Source organism: Terriglobus roseus, from assembly GCF_900105625.1.
In the GTDB taxonomy this organism is placed as follows: domain Bacteria; phylum Acidobacteriota; class Terriglobia; order Terriglobales; family Acidobacteriaceae; genus Terriglobus; species Terriglobus roseus_B.
Genome location: NZ_FNSD01000001.1, coordinates 1567785 through 1590767 on the forward strand (window position 1 = coordinate 1567785; position 22983 = coordinate 1590767).

The 22983-nt window shown below is 61.1% G+C and carries 20 protein-coding genes and 1 pseudogene; 14 read left to right on the forward strand and 7 right to left on the reverse strand.

The window, feature by feature from the left end; translation table 11 throughout:
• The first annotated feature begins 61 nt into the window (after positions 1–61).
• From BLW03_RS06400 to BLW03_RS06415, 5 genes and pseudogenes are all read left to right on the forward strand, one after another.
• Positions 62–1018: a PLP-dependent cysteine synthase family protein gene (locus BLW03_RS06400; RefSeq protein ID WP_074652857.1), complete on the forward strand. Its 957-nt coding sequence runs from the start codon at positions 62–64 to the stop codon at positions 1016–1018.
• A gap of 15 nt (positions 1019–1033) precedes the next feature.
• Positions 1034–1462: a M67 family metallopeptidase gene (locus tag BLW03_RS06405; RefSeq protein WP_074652858.1), complete on the forward strand. Its 429-nt coding sequence runs from the start codon at positions 1034–1036 to the stop codon at positions 1460–1462.
• A gap of 181 nt (positions 1463–1643) precedes the next feature.
• A pseudogene (locus tag BLW03_RS21325) lies at positions 1644–1901 on the forward strand (MoaD/ThiS family protein); the annotation flags it as partial.
• Positions 1902–1952: 51 nt separating this feature from the next.
• The gene (gene moeB, locus BLW03_RS06410) at positions 1953–3155 is read left to right on the forward strand and encodes a molybdopterin-synthase adenylyltransferase MoeB (protein ID WP_432279823.1); all 1203 of its coding nucleotides are present in this window, start codon (positions 1953–1955) and stop codon (positions 3153–3155) included.
• A 168-nt stretch (positions 3156–3323) separates the two neighbouring features.
• Positions 3324–4271 (forward strand): hypothetical protein, encoded by a 948-nt coding sequence (locus BLW03_RS06415; RefSeq protein ID WP_074652860.1) that lies wholly within the window; start codon positions 3324–3326, stop codon positions 4269–4271.
• Between the two features lie 6 nt (positions 4272–4277).
• Here BLW03_RS06415 and BLW03_RS06420 read toward each other — a convergent pair whose 3' ends face one another.
• A complete protein-coding gene (locus BLW03_RS06420; RefSeq protein WP_074652861.1) occupies positions 4278–6329 on the reverse strand; it encodes a TolC family protein in 2052 nt (683 codons plus the stop codon).
• 286 nt (positions 6330–6615) lie between these two features.
• On the opposite strand from BLW03_RS06420, the gene BLW03_RS06425 reads away from it, so the two are divergent.
• On the forward strand, positions 6616–7074 hold the full coding sequence (locus tag BLW03_RS06425) for a DsrE family protein (RefSeq protein WP_074655815.1): 459 nt from the start codon (positions 6616–6618) through the stop codon (positions 7072–7074).
• A 59-nt stretch (positions 7075–7133) separates the two neighbouring features.
• On the opposite strand, the gene BLW03_RS20580 is transcribed toward BLW03_RS06425, so the two are convergent.
• From BLW03_RS20580 to BLW03_RS06445, 4 genes are all read right to left on the reverse strand, one after another.
• The gene (locus BLW03_RS20580; protein ID WP_074652862.1) at positions 7134–7556 is read right to left on the reverse strand and encodes a transcription elongation factor; all 423 of its coding nucleotides are present in this window, start codon (positions 7554–7556) and stop codon (positions 7134–7136) included.
• Between the two features lie 68 nt (positions 7557–7624).
• On the reverse strand, positions 7625–8923 hold the full coding sequence (locus BLW03_RS06435; protein WP_074652863.1) for an alkaline phosphatase family protein: 1299 nt from the start codon (positions 8921–8923) through the stop codon (positions 7625–7627).
• Positions 8924–9027: 104 nt separating this feature from the next.
• Positions 9028–10329, reverse strand: a complete 1302-nt coding sequence (locus BLW03_RS06440) for a homoserine dehydrogenase (protein ID WP_074652864.1) — start codon at positions 10327–10329, stop codon at positions 9028–9030.
• 2 nt (positions 10330–10331) lie between these two features.
• Entirely contained in the window at positions 10332–10817 is a 486-nt protein-coding gene (locus BLW03_RS06445) for a nucleoside deaminase (protein ID WP_074652865.1), read from the reverse strand.
• A 38-nt stretch (positions 10818–10855) separates the two neighbouring features.
• Here BLW03_RS06445 and allB point away from each other — a divergent pair, with 38 nt between their 5' ends.
• From allB to BLW03_RS06485, 8 genes are read left to right on the forward strand one after another with little or no spacing between them, the layout of a single operon-like run.
• Positions 10856–12211 (forward strand): allantoinase AllB, encoded by a 1356-nt coding sequence (allB, locus tag BLW03_RS06450; protein WP_074655816.1) that lies wholly within the window; start codon positions 10856–10858, stop codon positions 12209–12211.
• A 55-nt stretch (positions 12212–12266) separates the two neighbouring features.
• Positions 12267–12797 carry a 2-oxo-4-hydroxy-4-carboxy-5-ureidoimidazoline decarboxylase gene (gene uraD / locus BLW03_RS06455; RefSeq protein WP_074652866.1) on the forward strand — a complete coding sequence of 177 codons (531 nt, stop codon included), beginning with the start codon at positions 12267–12269 and terminating at the stop codon, positions 12795–12797.
• On the forward strand, positions 12794–13132 hold the full coding sequence (gene uraH / locus BLW03_RS06460) for a hydroxyisourate hydrolase (RefSeq protein WP_083350367.1): 339 nt from the start codon (positions 12794–12796) through the stop codon (positions 13130–13132). The genes uraD and uraH overlap by 4 nt, the downstream gene beginning before the upstream one ends.
• Positions 13133–13155: 23 nt before the next feature.
• Positions 13156–14001 (forward strand): factor-independent urate hydroxylase, encoded by an 846-nt coding sequence (pucL, locus tag BLW03_RS06465; protein WP_074652867.1) that lies wholly within the window; start codon positions 13156–13158, stop codon positions 13999–14001.
• On the forward strand, positions 13998–15221 hold the full coding sequence (locus tag BLW03_RS06470; protein ID WP_074652868.1) for an allantoate amidohydrolase: 1224 nt from the start codon (positions 13998–14000) through the stop codon (positions 15219–15221). The genes pucL and BLW03_RS06470 overlap by 4 nt, the downstream gene beginning before the upstream one ends.
• On the forward strand, positions 15218–15967 hold the full coding sequence (gene allE / locus BLW03_RS06475) for a (S)-ureidoglycine aminohydrolase (protein ID WP_244501984.1): 750 nt from the start codon (positions 15218–15220) through the stop codon (positions 15965–15967). Before BLW03_RS06470 ends, allE begins: the two co-directional genes overlap by 4 nt.
• Positions 15964–17220 carry a M20 family metallo-hydrolase gene (locus BLW03_RS06480; protein WP_074652869.1) on the forward strand — a complete coding sequence of 419 codons (1257 nt, stop codon included), beginning with the start codon at positions 15964–15966 and terminating at the stop codon, positions 17218–17220. The genes allE and BLW03_RS06480 overlap by 4 nt, the downstream gene beginning before the upstream one ends.
• 17 nt (positions 17221–17237) lie before the next feature.
• A complete protein-coding gene (locus tag BLW03_RS06485) occupies positions 17238–18590 on the forward strand; it encodes an aldehyde dehydrogenase family protein (protein WP_074652870.1) in 1353 nt (450 codons plus the stop codon).
• Between the two features lie 73 nt (positions 18591–18663).
• Here the strand turns inward: BLW03_RS06485 and BLW03_RS06490 are convergent, their stop codons facing one another.
• A complete protein-coding gene (locus BLW03_RS06490; protein ID WP_244501985.1) occupies positions 18664–21528 on the reverse strand; it encodes a TonB-dependent receptor in 2865 nt (954 codons plus the stop codon).
• 96 nt (positions 21529–21624) lie between these two features.
• The gene (locus tag BLW03_RS20585; protein WP_170834981.1) at positions 21625–22917 is read right to left on the reverse strand and encodes a DUF5666 domain-containing protein; all 1293 of its coding nucleotides are present in this window, start codon (positions 22915–22917) and stop codon (positions 21625–21627) included.
• Positions 22918–22983: the final 66 nt, after the last annotated feature.

Below are 22983 nucleotides of genomic sequence, written 5' to 3' on the forward strand. Positions count from 1 at the left end.
CTCGAAGGTGAGAGCTACCCCTCGGCCACTAAAGCCGCGGGCGAGACACAGCAGGAGAGGCATGGCAACGGCAGCGGTGGCGACAAAAACGAAGCTTGGCAATGAGGTTGTGGACCGCATCGGCAACACACCCATGATCCGGTTGGATCGCATTGTGTCCCATCTGCCGGGCATCACGCTGCTCGGCAAGGCTGAGTTCGCCAATCCTGGCGGATCCGTAAAGGACCGCCCGGCGCTGTCAATCGTGCAGGCCGCCATGGCCGCTGGCGAACTGGGCGACGCCCGGCCCGAACGCTCCCTGCTGGATGCAACCAGCGGCAATACCGGCATAGCCTACGCCATGCTCGGTGCTGCGCTGCAGTTCCCTGTCACGCTGTGCGTGCCTGCCTCCGCCAGCCCCGAGCGTAAGAAAATTCTGCAGGCCTACGGCGCGCAGGTCATCTTCACGGACGCCGGCGATGGCTCGGACGGTGCCATCCGCAAGGTGCGCGAGCTCTACAGCGAGCACCCGGAGCGCTACTACTACGCCGACCAGTACGGCAATGACAACAACTGGAAGGCCCACTATCGCACCACGGCCAACGAGATCTGGGCGCAGACCGAAGGCACCATCACGCACTTCATAGCGGCCATGGGCACCAGCGGCACATTCATGGGAAACACTCGCCGGCTGCGCGAGCTGAACCCTGCGATCCAATGCATCAGCATGCAGCCGGATTCACCCTTCACGGGGCTGGAAGGACTGAAGCACATGCCGACAGCCATCGTTCCGCCCATCTACGACCCGAATCTTGCCGACCGGAACATATGGGCCGAGACGGAACCTGCCTACGCCATGTGCAAGCGACTCGCGCGTGAGCTAGGTATCCTCGTCGGCGTGTCGGCCGGAGCGAATGTCGACACCGCCCTCCGCATCGCGCAAGAGGAATACGACGCTGGCCGCGAGGCCGTGATCGTGACTGTCCTCTGCGATGGCGCAGAGAAGTACATGAGCGAACGCTTCTGGACGGAAGACTAGGTTTTAATAGAGACGATGCTCAAGCTGACCCAATCCGACTACGAGACCCTGCGCGCCCACGGTGAGGAGACTTACCCCAACGAGTGCTGCGGCATCATGCTCGGTCATACGGGCGACTGCAACCAGGTCGTGGAGCTTATGCGTGCGGGTAACACACGCACCGACTCCGCGCACAACCGATACCACATCGCGCCGCAGGAGCTCATCAAAGCCCAGCGCGAAGGACGCAAAAAGGGCCTGGACATCGTCGGCTTTTACCACTCGCACCCGGACCATCCGGCGCAGTGGTCTGCCACGGATTTTGCCGAAGCACACTGGTTTGGTTGTAGCTACGTCATCACGGCCGTCGCGCAGGGCAAGGCCGAGGTGACGAATGCATTCCTTCTGCGCGGCACCAGTGAAGACGACAAGACCTTCGAAAACGAAGAGATCCTGGTCGGCTAGCGACAGTCTTCCTCCCGACCGACGGAAGGACCAGGCGGAGCAGTTAGGGTCGGTTCGAAGGCAAATTACGAATCAGCATCCGAACTGAGCGCTACATAATCTAAACAACGCAGACGAGCCTTCCCGACCGTCGGGAGGGCCACGCGAAGCAGTAAAAGGGCGTGTGAACGCCAAGGACGTTATGACGATTCTGATTCCCACCCCGCTGCGCGCCTTCACCGGCCAGAAGTCGACCGTTGAAGTAGACGCCGCCAATGTTAAAGAAGCCCTCGCGAAGCTGACTGAGGCGCATCCTGCGCTGCAGCAGCACCTCTTCGGCGCTGAAGGCAAGCTCCGCTCGTTCGTGAATGTGTACGTCAACGATGACGATATCCGCGACCTGCCCGAGAAGGATCTGACTCCTCTGAAGGGCTCCGATGAGCTGTCCATCATCCCGTCCATCGCCGGCGGTAATTTCCCCGGCATTGCGGAAGCTGCACTCGCCGAGCCGCTGACCAAGGAACTCCCGAAGCTGACCAACGAAGAGATCGCGCGCTACTCGCGCCACCTGATCCTGCCGGAAGTCGGCATGGACGGCCAGCGCAAACTGAAGGCCGCCAAGGTCCTCTGCGTCGGCACCGGCGGCCTCGGTGCGCCGCTCGCGCTGTACCTTACCGCCGCGGGCGTGGGCACCATCGGCCTCGTCGACTTCGACGTCGTCGATGAGAGCAACCTGCAGCGCCAGGTCATTCACTCGCAGCAGACGGTCGGCATGCTCAAGGTCGATTCCGCCGAGCAGATGCTGAAGGGCCTCAACAAGAACGTCAACATCGTCAAGCACAACACGATGCTGACCTCCGCCAACGCGCTCGAAATCTTCAAGGATTACGACGTCATCGCGGACGGCACCGACAACTTTCAGACACGCTACCTCGTCAACGACGCCTGCGTGCTCACCGGCAAACCGAACGCCTACGGCTCCATCTTCCGTTTCGAAGGTCAGGCCAGCGTCTTCGCTACCGAGGAAGGCCCCTGCTACCGCTGCCTGTACCCCGAACCGCCGCCGCCGGGTCTCGTCCCCTCCTGCGCGGAGGGTGGCGTACTCGGCATCCTGCCCGGCCTCGTCGGCGTCATCCAGGCGACCGAAGTCATCAAGCTGATCCTCGGCATCGGCGAGCCCCTCATCGGCCGCCTGCTGCTGGTTGACTCGCTTGCCATGGGTTTCCGCACGCTCAAGCTGCGCAAGAACCCGGCCTGCCCCGCCTGCGGCACCCACGAGATTAAGGAACTGATCGATTATGACCAGTTCTGCGGCATCCAGAAGCCCGCCGAGGTTGGCCCGCTTGAGGTCTCAGCACACGCAGCGGTCGCTGCCGATCTGCAGGAAAAGGACGGCATTCCGCAGATCAGCGTCGAAACCCTTAAGGCTAAGCGCGACGAAGGCAAGGCGTTCATCCTCGATGTACGCGACCCGCACGAGGCGCAGATTGCCACCCTCGGCGCGCCGATGATCCCGGTGGGCGACCTCGAGTCGCGCATCGGCGAACTCAAAGGACGCGAGAACGACGAGATCCTCGTTCACTGCCGCAGCGGCGCACGCTCGCAGAAGGCCGCGCTCATCCTGAAGTCGCACGGCTTCAAGAATGTCTCGAACGTCACCGGCGGCATCCTCGCCTGGGCCGACAAGATCGATCCCAGCATGCCCAAGTACTAGCGAACACGCTCCTCAGCCAAAGGCCCGGCTCTCGCCGGGCCTTTTCTCTGCGGCGTGGGATGACGTGTCAACGATTCGAATCGGCAGTCGAGTGAACGAATTCCAGTCTTTCCTGTGTCATCGCGCATCCAATTTTCAGCTTTCCTTAATGTTTGGAGAAATATCCAAGTGCAATCCTCGTTCTGGGCGCACCCTCGCGTGCTGCCCCTCTCCGCTGGCCTGATCCTGGCAGCGACCATCCCGGCCATGGGCCAGAGCCTAAAGCAGATCGATCTGCCAGACGCCCCCTCCGCATTGCTCACAGCGAAGGCCGAAACTGGGCCTCTGCCCGACATCGAAGCCCGCAGAGCGGACACTGCAGGGTTCATGAGCGATGAGTACTTCGGCACGTCTGCGGGATTCTCCGGCTCCCAGCAGACCAGCCCGGACCAGTCCGCTGCTGACGCTGCGCGCCAGTCGGATCACCGCAAGGATGAGCCCCAGATCCCCAAGGGTCAACAGCAGCAGCAGCGTATCTTCGGCGTCCTTGCTAACTTCCAGTCAGTCTCTGCCGGCGCCAAGCCGGTCAAGGCAGGCTGGCGTACCGATTTCAAGATTGCGAACAAGTCGAACTACGACTACACCGCGCTGGGCTTCGTCTTTGTAACCTCTGCACTTGCCTACGCACAGGACTCGCACCCGTCGCTCAGCACTGTCAACGGTGGCGACGCGGTCTACTGGGCATATCTGTGGCGTGGCTTTGTAGACAAGACGGACGGCAGCTACCAGGCGCAGTTCCTGTTCCCCGCCCTGCTGCACGAGGACGTGCGCTACTACGCCATGGGCCACGGTTCCAAGGTGCACCGCACGCTGCATGCGATGTCCTCCATCGTCGTGGCGCACACCTATTCCGGCCGCCCTATCCCAAACTTCGCCGGCATCGCCGGCAAGGTGGGAACACAGGCTGTCTCAACCACTTACTACCCGTCCGGCTCGCAGGACTTCGGCGTGCTGGCAACAAAGTTCGCGTACGCCTGCATGCGCCAGGCCGGCTTCGCGATCCTGCGGGAGTTCTCGCCCGATCTGAAAAATCTGAGCGATCGCCGGCACCGGCACCAGGCGGCAGACACACCATAGCCTGACCTATCGCGGCGGGACGGGCGCCGCGACAGGTGCGGCGGTGACGCCCGGCACCGTTACCGGGTGTGGGATGACACCGGCAGCAGATGCCTGCACATCGAAGCCATACAGATCGAGCGTCTTGCCTGACAGTTGCAGCAGCGCAGCGCGATCTCTCGCATAGGCGGCTGTTGCCGAGAGCAGGCTGTTGGCCGCGATTGCAAGGTTGCGACGCTGCTGCTGCACGTTCGCTGGCGTCGATGTTCCAAGCTCATACTTTCTCTGTTCGGAGTGCAGGCTCTGCTGCGCATACTCCTTTGCAGCCTGTGCCGCGGCAACCTGTGCACGGTCGTTCGTCAGAGCATACTGCGCGTTGGTCGCCTGTGTCTCAAGCTGCGTGTAGAGCTGATCCAGCCGCATCTCAGACTGCTGATACTCCATCTGCGATCGTGACTGGTCGGCCTGCGCTGTGCGGTTCCGCAGGTTAATCGTCACATTCACGCCGACGCCCTTGTCCGGCGCGCTATTGTTGAACAGGTTTCCAAAGGCAGTCCCATAAGACACCGGCGGAAAAGTGCCTGGAGCATAGGGCGCACCCGTGCCGAAGTTCAAAGCATTGACACTCTGCGCACCCGCAAGCGCAGAGCCTCCGTAGAAGGCCACCAGATCCACCACCGGCAGCAGGGCGTTCTTCTCTGCCTTGATGGTGATCTGGTTGTTCTTCATATTGAGCACGGCCTGCTCGATCTGAGGATTGTTCTTGATGACCTGTCCGACGAGATCGTCCGTTGGCATCTCTTCTTCCTGAACCGGCTCAAGGCTCACGCGATCTGTGGGCACAATCGGAATCTTTGCAAGGCTGCGGTCACGCAGATTCCTGACCAGCGCCTGCTTCATCACCAGCTGCTGATACTGCAGGTTCGATTGCGATGCGACGAGTGCCTGCTTGTCACTAGCGGCGCTCGAATCGGCATTCACGATTTCAATGCCTGCCATGGTTCCGATGTCCACCTGCCGCCGCGTCTCTGCGGCAAGCTGGGCAGACTGCTCGAGAGCTGCGGCCTTGTCCTGCGTATCTTCGTAGGCGCTGACCAGTGCCCAGTACAGGTTCTCCACCTGATTGACGGTATAGAGCACCTGCTGGCGGAAAGACGAGTCGGTGATCTGGCGATTGTTCTCTGCCTGCACGATGAGCCGTCGATTGATGCCGCGGCCAAACCCCTGCAACAGATGTTGCGTCGCCGTGATTCTCGTAGTCGCCGTGATGTTGGGACTGAAGGTGGTGAAGGCGTTGTTCGTCGTTACGCGCGAGTTGTTGTAGGTCACACCAAGCAACGTACCCGTAGAAAATCCTTGCTGATAGCCGAAGTTGAAGGTGCCGGTATTGGTTGCAACGGTCGAAGCACCTCCACTGAAAAGCAGGTTTGACTGGGGAGATACCGCAGCCTCATATTGCATGTTGCCGGTCAAAATGGGGTCCATCGCCTCCGGCGTCGGACCGCTGCCATTGGTGCTTAATACAAGACCATTGGCGCCGGTACCGCCGCCGCCCGATGCGCTGGAGGTACCGCCCGGGCCTCCGCCGCCCGTGATGGTCGATGTGGTGCCACCAAGAGTGTTCGTCACCAGGCCGGTGGAGACACCGCGCAGCGACGAACCGGCGCGCGCACGCAGGATATCTGTGTCTGCGATGTCCAGATTGATCCGCGCGATCGCGATGTCGTAGTTATTCTCAAGCGCCAGCGTGATCGCGTCCGACAGGCTGAGGTAGATCTTCCCATCCCGCTGCATGTTCGCAAGGCTCAGGCCGCCATCATTGCGCGCCCGGACGTACTGTCTCGCCTTGTACGGTCCGAACGGATTGGGCAACAACTCCCGGCTCTTTCCGTAGTCGACAAGCGTTGACCGCAGGTAAAGCGGCTGAGTCAGCAAGGGAGCGGGTTCCTGCGGCAGATCGGTCGCCGGAGCGCCCAGCGTCTGAGGTGTGGGCTGGCCCTTCTGAGCTACCAGCGCCTGGGCGAATAGGCAGGAAAAGCTGAGAGTGCAGAGGGCGACACGGAATCTATCTCGGGACATTGCGGAATTCCTTTGAACTACGTTGAACGTTGCCATCCCTGCACGTGGTAGCGCGGCCTTCGGAGCGGCGTGAAGCGATCGTGCGGGGTACCCAAAGCCTAATCGATGACCGGCGAAATTGGAGGTTGAACGAGGATGTCGCGGGATGGGATGGCGAAACCCTCCATCCAGTGGAAGGAGCACACGACAGTTCGTGCAGGCCGAAGAAGCTGCGAGCGACTCTGCTCGTCGAGTATTCTGCGAGAGTCCTCACGATTTCAGCAGCCGTACGAAGGAGCATCACTTCATGACCCGCAGCAACTGGATCTTCAGCCTCTGTTCCCCACTCTTGATCTCCTCCAGCCTGATGGCACAGACGGCTGCGCCGGCCCCCGCGCCGACCATCCCGGCCAACCGCATCCTTATCCATGTCTACTCGGATAAGCCCGCTGATTGGCAGGGCGCTGTCACCAAAGCGAACGACTACATGTCCAGCGCAAAGCCGGGCACCACACTGGTCGAGATTCTCGCCACGGGCGATGGCCTGAAGCTGGTCGACAAGGACAACCCCATGCAGGCCGAGGTCATGGGTTCGCTGAACAAGGATGTCAGCTTCGTCGCGTGCCACGCGTCGATGAACGCGCACCACATGGGCATCGACCAGTTGCACAGTGGCGTGGGCACCGTCCCTTCGGGCGGCCGCGAGATGGCACAGCGCAAGGCAGAGGGCTGGACCATGCTTGAGGACAAGACACCCGCGAAGTAAGACAGTGGAGCAACAAGAAAGGCCCGGCGAGCGCCGGGCCTTTCTTCGTCCTGTAGCCTTTACGCGGCGTTATGTACGTGCAACCCGCGCTTCCGCGCAGAGCTCTTTGCCTGCTTGGACAGTGCCTCATGGCTCACGCTCGACTTGGGTTCGTGCTTCATCGCTTTCAGACGGGCACGACCGCGCTTGGTGGTGCCATCCTCACCGGTCTGCGGGTCGGTGGCACCCTTCGCAGAGTCCTGCGCAGCCTTTCGACGAACCTCAGGGGACGTGTTTTTGGCAGAGGGTGGTCCCAACGGGATCCCGGCACGCCGCGCCTTGCTGAGACCAATGGCGATTGCCTGCTTGGCATTCCGAGCTCCATGTTTGCCCTCGCGAATGTGGTCAATCTCTTCGCGAACAAACTCCCCAGCCGCCGTCGACGGCGATTTCCCTTCGCGCAGATCTTCCTGCGCCGCTTCCATCGTGGCTTTATCCGGCATGGTGCCACCTCCCAATGGAAATGCGATGCGGGCAGGCGGGCGTCGGGTGGCATCGCCTTGCCGCCCGGCTATCTTTTTAGCGCGGCCTTCAACGGTCCGACTTCGCCATCCGTCCTGCCCGGATTCAGATCGAGGAGCTTCGCAATAAAGCTGTAAACGTCGACGTTGTCGAAGCTTGGCAGCTTCACATCCTTCCGGATGTCAGGACCGATAGCAAGAAAGAATGACTTCATCTGGGGTACCTTGGCGACGTCATACCCGTGGTCAGCCAAGTCGGCCCTCGCTACGCCTGTCGCGGAGGGATGCACGATGATCGGTACGTTTGCAACGATGACGGGATCGCCAATCCGCGGATTACCGGTGTAGTGCAGGCGTTCGGGAACATCCTTCTGCCGGTATATCTCGAAGCGCTTATCGGGATGTGCCTTGAAGCTCTCGTAAACCTTCTCTTTTTCCGCTTCGGAATCCGGGTACATCAGCCATTCGGAAGTAACGGTGTGAGACAGGTCTGCGTACTGGTCCAGGTTGACCCAGTCATTGTCGTTTTGCACCATACCGTGATCCGACACGATCACCAGGTCGACCGGCAGGCCCGATCGGTCGAGCCGCGAGCGCAACTCACTCATCAAGCCATCGACCACGTGCACGGCCTCATGCTCCTGCTCGGAATCCGGGCCATACCAGTGGCCGGCGTGATCTGTAGCGCTGAGGTACAGCGTCATCAGGTGAGGACGCTCCGCCGCGGGCAGTCGCAGCCACTTCGATATCTGATCGAGCCCGACGTGGCCGTCCAGGTAGTCCTGGAACTTCGCATACATCGTGGGCCGATGGCCGGCGACCTCTGCCTCCGAACCAGGCCACATGAAGGTTGCCGCACGCATTCCCTGCTGCTCCGCCAGAGACCATAGCGGCACTCCCCCGTACCAGCTTCCGTCGCTGTTTGCGACGGGGTCCGTATAACGGTAGCTCTGCTTCCGTTCCGGGTCATAGAAACTGTTCCGTACCAGGCCGTGATGCTCGGGATACAGCCCCGTCACCAACGTCCAGTGGTTGGGAAAGGTCAGAGACGGGTACGCCGGAATCATGCCGTCCGGAGCGGTCGCGCCCTGCTTCATCATGCCCTGCAGGTACGGGGCGCCGTGGTCTTTCGGGTAGCTGTACCGGAATCCGTCCAGCGATACCAGCACAACGTAGTGCTGCTTTAACGCATGGGCGTCGTTCGGGGCGCCACCCGTATCCACAATCATGTCCGGCCTGGGGGTGACCGAGCCATAGGCAGTGTGCTGCGCGACGGCCTTCAGAGGGAGGAACGAACCGGCAATAACTCCAGCAAGAATGAAAGACCGAACGCAGGAAACAAAACTCAACGGGGATCCTCAACCGGGGAGATCGCCGCCTGAAGAGGACGGCAGATACAGGATGCCGCGATCCGCTGAAGTTTCGATGAACCCGGCGCGGAAAGTCGCGACGTTTAGTCCTCTGCTCTGTCGCTCTCGGTCAGCATCTGCAGGCATAGCGGCTTCTCCAGCATCGTGTCCATCTTCGCGATCAGGCGAACCGCCTTCTCGACCGTGGATGTCAGGCAGGGCTCCGTTGTGACGACAAAGGGCAGTGCGTCCTTGGGATAGCCCGGGCGCTGCAGAATGCTGTCGATGTTCGCGCCAACCTTCGTCAGCGCACCGCTGATGGCGGACACAATACCGGGTTTGTCTCTCACGATGAAACGCAGGTAGTGCGGCGCAAGAAACTCGCCCGTCACAACCTTTCGGCGCACCGGCAGCGACACCGAGTTGCTGCCATGGACCACGGCGAGCAGATCGCTCACGATTGCCACGGCCGTCGGATTCCCACCTGCACCATGTCCGCTGAAGACGACGTCGCCACCGAAGTCGCCAGTGGTGACGACCATGTTTTGCGTGCCGTGGGACCACGCAATGGGCGAGGTCTTCGGCACCAGCATGGGAGCAACACGAGCATGCAGCGTGGTGCCGATGTACTCGGCGCGGGCTATCTGCCGCACCGTGCAACCAAGCTCCTTCGCGTACGCGAAATCAATTGCCCCGACGTTACGGATCGTCTGTGCCGGCACCTCATCGGGGCTCATGCCGAACTGCATCGCCGCGCGCACCAGGATGCAAAGTTTCGCACGCGCGTCAAATCCGTCGACATCCGCGGAGGGATCGGCCTCCGCATAGCCCGCTGCCTGCGCCTGCTTCAATACATCCGCATACTCTGCGCCCTGTTCCATGTGCGACAGCATGAAGTTGCACGTTCCATTAAGGATGCCGCTGAGACGCGTGATGCGGTCCCCCTGAAGGCCATGGAGCGTCGCCGGAATTACAGGCACGCCACCGGCAACGGCAGCGTTGTAGACCAGCACACGCTTGTTATCGCGAGCGAGCCTGGCGAGTCCCGCTCCTTTGTACGCAATGAGCTGCTTGTTCGCTGTCACAACGTGCTTGCCGCTCTTCAGCGCGGTCTTCAGCCAACCCTCGATCGGATCGATCCCGCCGATGGTCTCGATGATGACGTCAACCTTTGCGGAGAGGACGTCCTTAATGTTCTCTGTCCAGACGATGCCTGCGCCGAGTCCCTTGGCCGTGGCCCCGGTCCGCTTACGCTCCACGTCGCGGTTGTAGATATGGGTGAGCTCGATGCCCGCGAAGCGCTGCGCACGCAGCAACTGCGCGACAGAGGAACCAACATTGCCAAAGCCAAGGATCGCCACACGCGTGGTCTTCGTTGTTGCTACCTTCTTCGCTGTCGTTGCCATGCCTAGTAGTCGATCCTTTCGCTGCTCTGCTTCCAAACGTCGAAGGACTCGATCGCCTCATCACCCAGCACCTGCTGGAATGGAATGCGTCGCTCCTCGATGGGCCGCTTCACTTCGTCATAGAGAAAACTATCGTCGAAACCCGCTGCTGCAGCGTCCGACTTTGTGTTGCCGTAGAAGATCGTCCGGCATCGTGACCAGTACAGCGCTGCCAGGCACATGGGGCACGGCTCACACGAGGTATACACATCACACTCGTCCAGTTGAAACGATTCAATGTTGCGACACGCCGCGCGAATTGCGTTCACTTCGGCATGCGCCGTAGGGTCATTGGTGCTGGTTACGGAGTTCGCAGCGGCTGCGATGACTTCCCCGTTCCGAACCACAACCGCACCGAACGGACCACCTTTGCCGGATCGGACATTCTCTGTCGCAAGGTCGATCGCCATACGCATGAACTTCGGGTCGGGCTGCACTGTACTTGCCATCACCGCAAGTATCGCAGGGCTGCGCGATAATGGCGAGCATGCAACAGGCATGGATCTCGCAGCGCGTCGTCACCCCTATGGCAGAGCATCCCGGCGCCGTGCTGGTGGAAGACGGCATCATCGTGGACGTGTGCGGCATCAGCGCCGTGCCCAGTGGCATGACTGTGCACGACCTGGGCGAGCTCACGCTGATGCCGGGGCTCGTGGACTCCCATGTCCATATCAATGAGCCCGGCCGCACGGATTGGGAAGGCTTCGAGACGGCAACACGCGCTGCTGCTGCCGGTGGCTATACGACACTGATCGACATGCCATTGAACTGCCTGCCGGAGACGACAACCGTCGCCGCGCTTGAGGCAAAGCGTGAAGCTGCGCAGGGTCAGTGCCGCGTCGATTGGATGAGCTGGGGCGGCGCGGTCGATGGCAACGCAGCTCACCTGCAACCACTGGCCGATGCCGGTGTGCCTGGCTACAAATGCTTCTTGGTGTACCCCGGCTGCGAAGGATTCACGAGCATTGACGCGGCGAATCTGGAAGCCGCGCTACCCGTCATCACGCAGACGGGACTGCCCCTGCTGGTGCATGCGGAACTGCAGGCGCCCATCGACGCTGCTGCGACTGCCTTGCCCCGCGCAGACGATCCGGCGTGGCGACAGTACGCAAACTATCTTGCATCGCGTCCCGACGAGGCAGAGCTTGCGGCGATCACCATGCTGCTTGATCTCTGCCGCCGCTATCGCTTCCGGCTGCACATCGTGCACCTTGCGACCGCGCAGGCCGTGGAGATGCTGCGCTCCGCCAAGGCCGAGGGTCTTCCCGTCACCGTTGAGACCTGCCCCCACTACCTGCACCTGTATGCCGAAGCTATCCCCGACGGCGCCACCGAGTTCAAGTGCGCTCCCCCCGTGCGTTCCAAGGCAAACCGCGAAGCGCTTTGGAAGGCCCTTGCCGCCGGCGTGATTGATCTCGTCGCAACAGACCACTCACCGTGTCCGCCCGCCATGAAGCGCCGGGAAGATGGACGCTTCAATGTGGCATGGGGCGGCATTGCGAGCCTGTCGACTGCGCTGCCCGTCATGTGGACCGAGGCACATGCGCGCGGCTTTACGCTACGCGATCTGGCTCGATGGATGAGCGGCGCGCCGGCCGCGCTCGCGGGTCTGCGACATCGCGTAGGCGGCATTGAACCGGGCCGCGATGCCAACTTCATCGTCTTCGATCCGGAGGGAGAAACCTTCGTTACAGAAGATGCGCTGCACTATCGCCACAAGGTTTCGCCGTACATGGGCGAACGTCTGCGCGGTCGCGTGCATAAGACAGTGCTGCGCGGCCAGACTGTTTATACCAATGGCTCTTTTCCGGGTCCCAACGTCGGGACCGAATACAAACGATAAGTACCTCGAACAATGCAGCGATGTATGCTGCTGCCAATAAGCGTGTGGGGTGCGGATGAGTTACCTGGACGAATGGAACGCAATGAGCGCCGACTCTGCTGCCGATGCAGCGCTACCCTGCTGCGGATCGCAGGCGTGGGCACGCGGACTTGCATCGCGACGTCCGCTCAGCACGCTGCCTGAGTTGCTGGCTGCAAGCGATGCTGCGTGGTGGTCGCTTCCCGCAGTCGACTGGCAGAAAGCCTTTGAGACCCATCCACGCATCGGCGAGCAGCATGCACAAACCGCAGTTATGGACACGTCGCTGCAGTGGAGCGCGGGCGAACAGAGTTCTGCCATGCTAAGCGATGATGCCGCGAAGGCGCGACTCGCCGAAGGCAATCGCGCCTACGAGGCAAAGTTTGGCCGTATTTATATCGTGTGCGCGACAGGCAAGAGCGCGCAGGAGATGCTCACGATCCTGGAGCGTCGCATGCATAACAACGCCGAAGACGAACTGCATGAATCCGCGGAGCAGCAGCGGCAAATCACACACATTCGTCTTCGGAAATGGCTGACGCAGAAGGAAGAGGAGCAGACCGCGTGAGTATCTCAACGCACATCCTGAATACGTCCACCGGACGCCCCGCAGTACATGTCCCGGTTGAGTTGGACTTCATGCTCGAAGGCGAATGGGTCACCATGAACGCCGCGCATACTGACAATGATGGTCGGGTAAAACATCTGCTGCCCGAAGGTGAAGCCATGCTGCCGGGGATTTACTGCGCACGCTTTGCAACCGGTATCTATTTTGAGCGCGAGAATGTAAAAGGCCTCTACCCGTATATTGAAATCACCTTTTTTGTCATGCCCGATCAGGTTCACTACCACATCCCGCTGCTCCTCACACCCAACAGTTACACCACGTATCGCGGCAGCTGAAGTTCTGAAGACCTAGGAGAGCCATGGCCATTCTGCAGGAGAACAAATACGGCAAGAGCGGTGTCCGCTTGGTAAAGGTGATACGCAATGGTGCGGTGCATCGCGTGCGCGAGTGGACTGTGCGCGTGTTGCTGGAGGGCGATTTCGAGACGGCACACACTGCCGGTGACAACTCGAAGATTCTGCCGACCGACACCATGAAGAACACCGTGTACTCACGCGCCAAAGAATCGAAGGCGGAGTCGATGGAAGAGTTCGCTCATGAATTGATCGACTTCCTACTCCGCCGCAACGCGCAGGTCTCTGCTGCAGAAGTACACATTGAGCAGGTGATGTGGAAGCGTCTCACCATCGATGGAGATCTGCATCCGCACAGCTTCATGCGGGGCAGCGATGAGTTACAGACGACCACCATCCGTCGCGCTAAAAACGGCGACCAATCGCTCGTCAGCGGCCTCTACAACATGATTGTCCTTAAGACCACGAAGTCAGCCTTCGAGGGCTACATCAAGGATGATCTGACAACTTTGAAGGAAGCCGCCGACCGGCTCTTCGAAACATCCGTGACTGCATCATGGCTCTATCGCGGCAATGTCACGGACTACGAAGCGAAACGCACGAACATCCGCGAATCGATGTTAAGAACCTTTGCAACGCATGATTCAAAGTCGGTTCAGCAGACACTCTTTGCCATGGCGGAAGGTGCGCTGGCTGCGGTCCCGGAACTGCTTGAGATAACCCTCACGATGCCGAACATCCATAACATCCCGGTGGACCTGAAGGTCTTCGGCCAGGAGAATGCCAATGAAGTCTTCATGCCGATCAGCGATCCGTCCGGATACATCCACGCGCGGGTGACGCGGGATTGAACGACGCAACTCAAGTGATTGCGCGTTGCCGCGAGCTTGCTCGCATCACCGACGTTGAAGGCGAAACAACGCGCACGTTTCTCTCGCCCGCAATGCGTCGTGCGAATCAACTGGTCGCGACGTGGATGCGAGAAGCCGGCCTGACCACACGAGTGGACGCGGCAGGAAATCTGCGCGGATCGCGTCCCTCTCCACACAAGAACGCAAAGACACTCATCCTTGCATCGCACCTGGACACGGTACCGAATGCTGGCGCGTTCGATGGAGTGCTGGGCGTCATGATGGCACTGGCGGTCGTTGATTCTCTTCAGGACACAGCGCTGCCCTTTCACGTGGAAGTCATCGCATTCTCCGAAGAGGAGGGTGTGCGGTTCGGCGTGCCCTTTATCGGATCGCGCGCGATCGTTGGATCGATGGATGATGCGCTCCTAGCACGCGAGGATCTGACCGGTACCAGTGTGCGTGCGGCGATCCACACATACGGGCTGGACGCTGCGCAGTTACCGGACGCTGTTGTGCCGGACGCGCTTGGATACCTTGAGTTTCACATCGAACAGGGGCCCGCGCTTGAGAGCGAAGGCCTGCCGCTGGGCGTGGTGGAGACAATCGCTGGGCAGAGTCGGTATGAGGTTCGGTTCACCGGCGTAGCGAACCATGCCGGCACGACGCCGATGCCGTTGCGACATGATGCGATGAGCGCAGCCGCGCAGTGGATCACAGAAGTTGAAACGTATGCCAGGGCGACGCGCGGGTTGGTCGCAACCGTCGGGTCGGTCGTGACGATACCGGGCGCTGGCAACGTCATTGCCGGGGCGGTGCATGCAACGCTCGACGTGCGTTCCGCGAATGACAGCGTGCGCGATGATGCGATAACGCATCTCCTGAACTTTGCAAAGTCTTGCGGCGACTCGCGCGGTGTTGCGGTCGCGTCGACGCAGCGCTTGGCGCAGGCTGCCGTGCCGATGGATTTTGACTTACTGACCCTGCTCGAAGATGCGGTGGATGGCACCGGCAATGTCATTCGCAGGATGGTGAGTGGAGCCGGCCATGATGCGATGATCGTAGCTCCCTACATACCAGCGGCAATGTTGTTTCTGCGGACTCCGCGTGGCCTCAGCCACCACCCGGATGAGGCGGTGCTGCCTGCCGATGTACAGTTGGGTCTGGATGCGGGAACCGCCTTTGTGCGGCTGCTGGCCGCACGGGAGAACGCTCGATGAGCATGCACAGACTGGGTGAAACGCGGAGCCGACGCGCGCTCGATCACCTGTTGCAGACACCCGACACCTTCGTGTGGTCGCCGCTGCCCGGCATGGTGAACGCCACGGCATGCGTGCATGCTGCACCGGCCCTGGGTGCAAACTTTACGCAGTACACCGCAAGCTTCGAAGCAGGTGGCTCACTTGGCCCGCATGTCGGATCGCGCTTCGTCTTTGTGACGGAAGGGTCGTTACACTTTGCCTCGGAAGGTCACAGCGCGACCCTTGGGATTGGGGGGTATTGTTACCTCCCGCCCGGCCTCACACACACCATCACTGCAGACGCGGCCGCACGCGCACAGGTAATCGAGAAGTCTTATGTACCCCTCGACGGAGTGGCCGCCCCGCAGTTATTGCTTGCGAGTGAGGGAAGCATTCCAGGAGCACCCTTAAATGGTGACGATGCGTTGCAGGTACGTGCTCTGCTGCCGCCGGATGTCGCCTTCGACTTCGCGGTGAACACCATGGAGTATCAACCCGGCGCATCGCTCAGCCTGGTAGAAATCCACGTTATGGAACACGGCCTGACGATGCTCGAAGGCGAAGGAATCTATCGGCTCGGCGAAAGCTGGTACCCCGTCACCAAAGGCGACTTCATCTGGATGGGACCTTACTGCCCACAGTGGTTTGGGGCGCTGGGCAAGCAGCCCGCGAAATACCTGATCTACAAAGACTGGAACCGGCATCCGATGGCGGTGAAGCGATGAACCTGTCGGTAAACGCCGCACGATTGCAGCAGGAGATGGACACGCTGGCCGGCTTTACGCAGGTAGAGCAGACAGGCCGCGAAGGGGAACGTGCCGTGACACGTGTCGTCTTCACCAACGATGACATGCAGGCCCGAGCCTGGCTGAGAGTGCTCTACGAAGAAGCAGGCCTGCAAGTCCGTGAAGACGCTGTTGGCAATACCTTTGCGCGCTGGGTAGGTTCTGACCCAGGCCTACCGGCGGTAGGCACCGGGTCGCACACCGACGCAATTCCACACGCGGGCATGTACGACGGAACATTGGGTGTACTGGGCGGCCTGGAAGCGATACGCACGCTGCAACGAGTAGGCGTGAAGCCCCGGCGTTCCATCGAACTCGTGATGTTCACGTCGGAGGAGCCGACACGTTTCGGTATCGGCTGCCTGGGCAGTCGCCTGATGGCCGGAACGCTGGATCCCGCACGCGCCGATGCCCTGCTGGGCAAGGATGATCTAACTCTGCGTCAGGCGCGTGAGAACGCTGGATTTCAAGGCGATCTCGCGCAGGTAAAGCTGCCCGTCAGCTACTACAGCGCGTGGGCCGAGCTGCATATCGAGCAGGGTCCGCTGTTGGAACGTGATGGGGTCCAGATCGGCATTGTCACGCATATCGCCGCGCCCGCCAGCTATCGCTTCACCATCGACGGCTTGGGCGGTCACGCGGGCGCACTGCTGATGCCGGACCGTCGAGATGCTCTATGCGCGGCTTCGGAGATTATCCTTGCGATCGAGCGGGCAGCGCTTGGCACGGGCGTGATCGACACCGTGGCGACGGTCGGGACGGTCAAGGTGCATCCCGGCGCGGTGAACAGCGTGCCCAGCCGTGTCGATCTGGAACTGGATGTCCGCGATACCGAACCTGGTCGGCGTGACGAAGTGATGGCACATATTCGGTCGGCTATTGCGGAGATTGAGGCGCGTCGTGGAGTCAAGGTCAGCGAGACAGAAATCAATGCGGATGCACCCGCAACGTCTTCCGAGGCGATCGTTGAATCGATTCAAAAGGCATGCAAAGATCTCGGCCTAACGAATCGACGGATGGTCAGCCGGGCTTATCACGACTCACTTTTCATCGCGCGTGTGGCACCGGTTGCCATGATCTTTGTCCCCTGCCGCGACGGTGTCAGTCACCGTCCAGACGAGTTTGCTACGGTAGAGGCGATGCGGGATGGCGTGAGCGTGCTGGCAGAGACGCTGCTCGACCTGGCCCGGTAACGCGTACCCTGAGGAAGATGCCACTGCAGTCGATCAACCCGGCCACCGGCGAGGTCCTTCGGACCTTCAGCATGCTCTCAGACGACGCCCTGCGTCTCCGCATTGGACAGGCGGCAGAGGCCGCCGCCGTACAGCGAGCCTTGCCGCTGGAGCACCGCACACTGTATCTGCGGAAGCTGGCCGCGTTGCTGGATGAGGAAGGCGATAACCTGGCTCGCACGGTCACGCTTGAGACGGGTAAGCCTTTGCGCTCTGCCCGAGCAGAGATTGCTCTCTGCGCGGATGCAGCGCGCTTCTATGCCGAGCAGGCCCCTCGGATGCTGGCTCCAGAACTGCTGCAGAGCGAGAATGGGCAATCCTATGTGCAATGGTCGCCGATGGGCGTTGTTCTGGCTGTGATGTCGTGGGAGTCGCCCATTTGGCATGTGCTGCGCTTCGCCATCCCTGCGCTCGTCGGCGGGAACGCTATCCTTCTGAAACATGCAGCCAGCGTGCCCCAGTGCGCGATGCAGCTTGAGGCGCTGATACGCCGCGCCGGCTTCGGACGCGGCACTCTCAGTGCCCTTTTGATCGATAGCGGCACCGTAGAGAGAGTGCTGGGGGAGGAACGGGTAGCAGCCGTTACCGTCACGGGATCCGAGTCAACGGGCCGCGCGGTCGCCGCGCAGGCGGGATGGCTGTTGAAGAAGTCCGCCCTGCATCTACCCGGGAGCGACCCCATGGTGGTCATGCCGTCCGCTGATCTTGAGGCGGCGGTCGCAACTGCGGCGAGAGCACTTGCGAGCGGTAGCCAGACCACGCGACTCGTCGTCTCTTCGAGCATCTTCAACGACTTTCAGCATCGGCTTGTCTCCGCCGTGGAGGCACTGAAGGTCGGCGATCCGCTCAAGGATGGGACGGACGTCGGCCCCCTGGGTACAGCGGAAGCAGTCAACATTCTGGCGGAACAAGTGGCTGCAGCCGTGACTTCAGGCGGCCGCATTGTGACGGGCGGCACGCGACTGATCGGCAGCGGTAACTTCTTTGAACCGACGATCCTCAGCGATGTGCCGCGCACTGCGCCGGTCGCTCGCGATGCTCTTGCTGGCCCCGTGGCACTGCTCTTCCGGGCGAATGACCTGGCAGATGCCATGGCGATCGCAAACGATACGCCCTTCGGACGATCCGCTTCTTTGTGGACGAAAGAACCGAGCGAACAACAGCAGTTGATTGCGGGTATCGAAGCCGGCTCGGTCGCCCTGAACGGCCTGCAGGTGGACACGGCGCGAGCGCCGGTCGGAGGCACCAAGCGATCAGGTTATGGCCGTGAGCTGGGCGCAGCAGGCCTCCGAGAGTTCATGATTGCTAAGACGGTGCTCATCGGCCAGTAAGGCTCGCAAGAACGACAACGGCAAGGGGCGCACCACCGCGGTGCGCCCTTTGCTTTTTCCCGTGGTGCCGCAACTAGAAGTTAAAGTTTAGCTGCAGCGTGACAGTACGGACTGCGGACCCACTGTTGCCCATGCCGCCGGTAAGGGACTGCGACTTACCGAAGAGCAACGGCGAACTGAGCGAGGCGTTTGGTGTGGAGTAAGGCACGTAGTTAAACAGGTTCTGAACCTGCACACCCGCGTTGAAGTTGTACTTGTGCCCGGAGCTGACGGAGCGGCCGCCACCGCCACCGCCACGTGCACCACCACCGCCACCGCCACCACGTGGGCCTCCACCACCGCCACGCGGGACGCCGGCGCCCAGGTCAGGACCTGCTGCTGCAGCATCCGCACCAGCGGGACGTGTGCGCTTGCCGAAGCCAAAGGCCTTCACAAGGCGCAGGTTGAATTGCACGTTTGCCGGACCGGTGCAGTAACCGGGAGGAACACGGTTGGTCGAGCTTACACTTGCCGTGAAGTCGGTGTAGGTCCTGCAATTGCCGGAAACGCCGTTGGCAAAGCCCGCGCGGTCGTTGTTGACGGTATCGCCGTTCAGATCGCTGCCGGCCGTCACGTTGTAGTAGCTGCCCGTGTTGAAGACCATGAAGGGCGAGGCGTTGATGCCAAAGGGTGCCTGCCAATTACCGAAGAACGTGATGCGGTGCTTCTGCACAAACAGTGCACGACCGTAGTCCGTCCTGGAATTGAGGCTGTCCGTCGGGAAGGCTGAGGCACCGTTCGCGTTCGACTTCGCATAGTTCAGCGCGTAAAAGCCTGTGAGAGAGAACTTGGTGCCGAGCTGGGTACGGAAGTTGACGATGAACTGGTTTTGGCGGAAGACACCGCCGGACTGGTAGGAGTACAGCTTGTTCGTGCCCGTAGTGGGCAGCGACCGCGACAGGAACTGGTGAACACCAACGTTGCTCAGGTAATTGAAGGACAGTGTGGAGCGCTTGCCCACCTGCTGGTCAACGCCCACGACGGACTGCATGTTATAGGCACTGCGCAGATTCGGAGCCAACTGGTAGATGGTCTGCGAAGACGCACCGCCCGTTCCGCAACCAGCGGTGTTGCCGGGAGCACAGACGCCCGTTGGATTGCTGTAGATCAGCGCGATCTGGTTGACGCCATTCTGCTGGTAGGAGTTCAGTACCTGGGCGATATCGAACCGGTCATAGAAGATACCGAAGCCCGTGCGCAGGACCGTGGTGGGATTACCCTTCTTGCGCGGGATACCAAAGGAAACAGCGAAACGTGGCGCAATGTCTGCCTTGCTGTTGATGTCGCTCTGCGCCTCGTAGCGGACACCATAGCTCACCGTCAGATTCGGCCTCGCGCGCCAGTCGTCTTCCGCGTAGATGCCAATATCTGAAAGGTAACCATTGACCTTCGGCGTCGCGATCGACATGACGCGGTATTGGAATGGCTTGTTCGCGATGTAGTTGGCGGCGCTGGAGTAGGAGAACGTTCCGTTTGACCCACCGGTGGCGTACTGAGCATCGCGGTAAATGCGCAGACGCATGCCGGCGCGAATGAAATTCTTCTGCAGCGCGACCGAAGTGTAGTTCTGCAATTCCAGCCGGTCGCTTGTGGTGTTCGACGTTCCACCACTGGCGCCACCACCGCTGAAATAACCGGAGAGAGAGACGGTTGGTGCGAAGCTCTGCGGCAAGGAAGAGGCTTTGGCACGCACAAGCGCGAGTCGTGTCTCATTGATGATGCGCTGACTCAGGATCTGCGTATCGCTGATCTGGATCTGGTTTTCGTTGTTCGAAGTGTTGCTCGCAACGCTGCTCAGGGACGTTGAGCCAAGACCTGCATTCGTCGCGCTACCATGCTCGAGCTGGTAGCGGATGGTGAGCGTGTTGCTCTTGCCAAGCGCCAGATCGATGCGCGGTGTGAAGTCATAACGCGTCTGCGGGTGGAAGGTCGCGCGGAGTGATTCCGGCAACGGATTCAACGAGCACGCCGGGTTGCCGGGAGCACACAAAACGCCGGAGTCAGGACCGGTGCTGATGATGGACCCGGCGAAGATGCTGTTGTCCTGAATGGTACGGTGGCTTCCCGCAAGCGAGTACGAACTCGTCCTAGTGAGCGGGCCTGTCAGTGACGCGATGAAGAAGAGCCGATGATAACTCGGCTGCTGGTTCGCGGATCCAAGGAATGGACTGGAGGTGTTAAAAACCTTGTCATTGAACTGGACGCTGGCCGTACCGTGATACGTGTCGGTGCCCGGCTTGGTGAACACCTCCACGCGGCCAAAGCCCTGCTTGTCGAACTGCGCGGAGAAAGGATTCTGGTTTACGCGAATTTCGCGAATAGAGGACTTTGGCGGCAACTGGCCGCCTGTGAAGCCATCTACATAAATCTGACCGCCGTTCGGTCCCGCGCTCGGGCCCGCAAGGGCCGTCAATTCGTCGGAGAGTTCATCCGGATCATCCGACAGGGCTTCCAGGTCCTTGTCCTTCAGGACGACGGCGCTGCCATTGGAGTCCGGGTCCACTGAGACCGTGTTGCTCTGCGTTGTTACATCGATTTCCGTATTGGCAGACTGCACAGCCATGGCGGTGTTGATCGTAACCGTACTGCTGTTGACGCGAACCCCCTGCCGCACGAAGGACGCGAAACCCGACATGCTGACAGTGAGGGAATAGGTGCCTGTCGGAACACCACGGAAGGTGTAACCGCCATCTGCGCCTGAGGTGGTCGTGAGTGCTGCGCCCTTTGCAGGCGTCAGCGTGACAGTGGCGCCCGGGATGGCCGCCTGGTCCGGATCAAGAACGAAGCCAGTGACCGTGCCGGTGCTGGCGGTCTGCGCCATGGCATGGGGAGCGGTGAGGTTGACCGTTGCAACGGAGCCAAGAGAGAGCAGAGCAATCGACAGGTTTCGTCGAGTCAAGGTAAGGCAAAAGTTCATCAGGACCCTCAAGGGAAGGCGGGCTTGGTGCCGTGGCACGTTCTGTTCTTGCTTCAAGAGAGACGAATTACGAAAGCATTATTCCGCTGCGCCGCCGCCGCCACCCTCACCAGCGCCCATGCTCCACGGCGAGATCGTCATCTCGCTGCCCGCAGGCCCAGTCAACAGGGGCTCAACACCGCTGAGGACGGTGATGGCTGTGTAGGGACCAGCGCCACCGCTACCGGACGCGACGATCATCAGTGCCTGGCCAGACTTCAGGTCGGCAACCGTTGTCTTCGGCAGACGGGGAATCATCGTGGCGAGATCAGCCGCACCACGACCGCCAGGACCACCGGGACGTCCACCAGGGGCACCGCCACCGGGACCGCCAGAGCCGCCGCCATAACCACCGGGACGTCCACCGCCAGCAGCGGCAGCATCGCCAGCGCCGGCAGGAGGCGTACCCGCTGCAGGGGCGGCGGCACCCGCAGGAGCACCGGCTCCAGCAGCGGCGCCGCCCGCCCGGCCAGCGAATCCACCCGCACCCGCAGCACGCGCGCCCGCGGGGGCGAACCGTGCTGCCATCTCAGGCGGCAGGTTACGCAGATCGGAGGCGTCACTAATGGAAACCGTCTCGTTCTTCTTTGTGGCGAGGTCCTTGATGACCAGCGAGTTCGCTGCCAGGTTCACGGAGACGATTGTCCCGGAGAGATTCTTGAAGGAGCCGAAGACAATCTCGTCGGCCGTAATGCTTGTGCCATCGGGCGATTTGTCGCCCCGTACGCGCAGCTGGTCCCCGGCCTGAATCTCCGCCAGGGTGCCGGGCTTCGCATCTTCAAACTTCACCGAGCCGGGCGCGTAGCGGCGATAGATCGTCGATCCGGTCGTGGTCACTGTGACGTCCTTCTTACCAGAACTGATGGAGATGGTGTTATTCGCGGGCGCTACCGTCTTCACGATGCCGCCTGATCCTCGACGGTTCCAGTCGGCCTGGGTCGCTGCGTTCCGCTGTGCGATAGCGGTGGACTTGATCATGATGACGCGCGTCGCAGTCAGCGTGGTCGCGTCGCCGGTGCCGGTCGCCAGGACACGGTCCCCTACGGCCAGCAAGTCGAGCGTGGCCGCCGACACAGTCTTCAGGTCCGCGCTCTGCTGCACGCGTGCGCCGTCAGCGACCGTCACGGTGCTTATCGCCCCCGTGCCGTCCGCCGCGACGATAAGCGTGTTGCCGGAGATCGACTTCACAGTACCGAGTACCCGAGGCGTAGCCGCGGCCTGCGCGGCGGCCACGCCGGTCAACACGATGGGCGCGATTGCGACGCCACACAGCACACCCGCCAGCGCCACGCGCTGCGAAATCATCCAAACGCCTGCGATTCGATTGCTCACAATTCTGCTCCCAAGGTGTGCGGCGCGTGCCGCGCGATACGTTGCGGCCGCCAAGCGGCGGACAAC

Bases quoted from the DNA above. Each gene is read 5' to 3' on its own strand.
- allB (WP_074655816.1), top strand. From the start codon at position 10,856: ATGCAACAGGCATGGATCTCGCAGCGCGTCGTCACCCCTATGGCAGAG.
- BLW03_RS06440 (WP_074652864.1), bottom strand. From the start codon at position 10,329: ATGGCAACGACAGCGAAGAAGGTAGCAACAACGAAGACCACGCGTGTG.
- BLW03_RS06400 (WP_074652857.1), top strand. From the start codon at position 62: ATGGCAACGGCAGCGGTGGCGACAAAAACGAAGCTTGGCAATGAGGTT.
- BLW03_RS06445 (WP_074652865.1), bottom strand. From the start codon at position 10,817: ATGGCAAGTACAGTGCAGCCCGACCCGAAGTTCATGCGTATGGCGATC.
- BLW03_RS06480 (WP_074652869.1), top strand. From the start codon at position 15,964: ATGAACCTGTCGGTAAACGCCGCACGATTGCAGCAGGAGATGGACACG.
- BLW03_RS06405 (WP_074652858.1), top strand. From the start codon at position 1,034: ATGCTCAAGCTGACCCAATCCGACTACGAGACCCTGCGCGCCCACGGT.
- uraD (WP_074652866.1), top strand. From the start codon at position 12,267: ATGAGTTACCTGGACGAATGGAACGCAATGAGCGCCGACTCTGCTGCC.
- allE (WP_244501984.1), top strand. From the start codon at position 15,218: ATGAGCATGCACAGACTGGGTGAAACGCGGAGCCGACGCGCGCTCGAT.
- BLW03_RS06420 (WP_074652861.1), bottom strand. From the start codon at position 6,329: ATGTCCCGAGATAGATTCCGTGTCGCCCTCTGCACTCTCAGCTTTTCC.
- BLW03_RS20580 (WP_074652862.1), bottom strand. From the start codon at position 7,556: ATGCCGGATAAAGCCACGATGGAAGCGGCGCAGGAAGATCTGCGCGAA.
- BLW03_RS06485 (WP_074652870.1), top strand. From the start codon at position 17,238: ATGCCACTGCAGTCGATCAACCCGGCCACCGGCGAGGTCCTTCGGACC.
- BLW03_RS06425 (WP_074655815.1), top strand. From the start codon at position 6,616: ATGACCCGCAGCAACTGGATCTTCAGCCTCTGTTCCCCACTCTTGATC.
- pucL (WP_074652867.1), top strand. From the start codon at position 13,156: ATGGCCATTCTGCAGGAGAACAAATACGGCAAGAGCGGTGTCCGCTTG.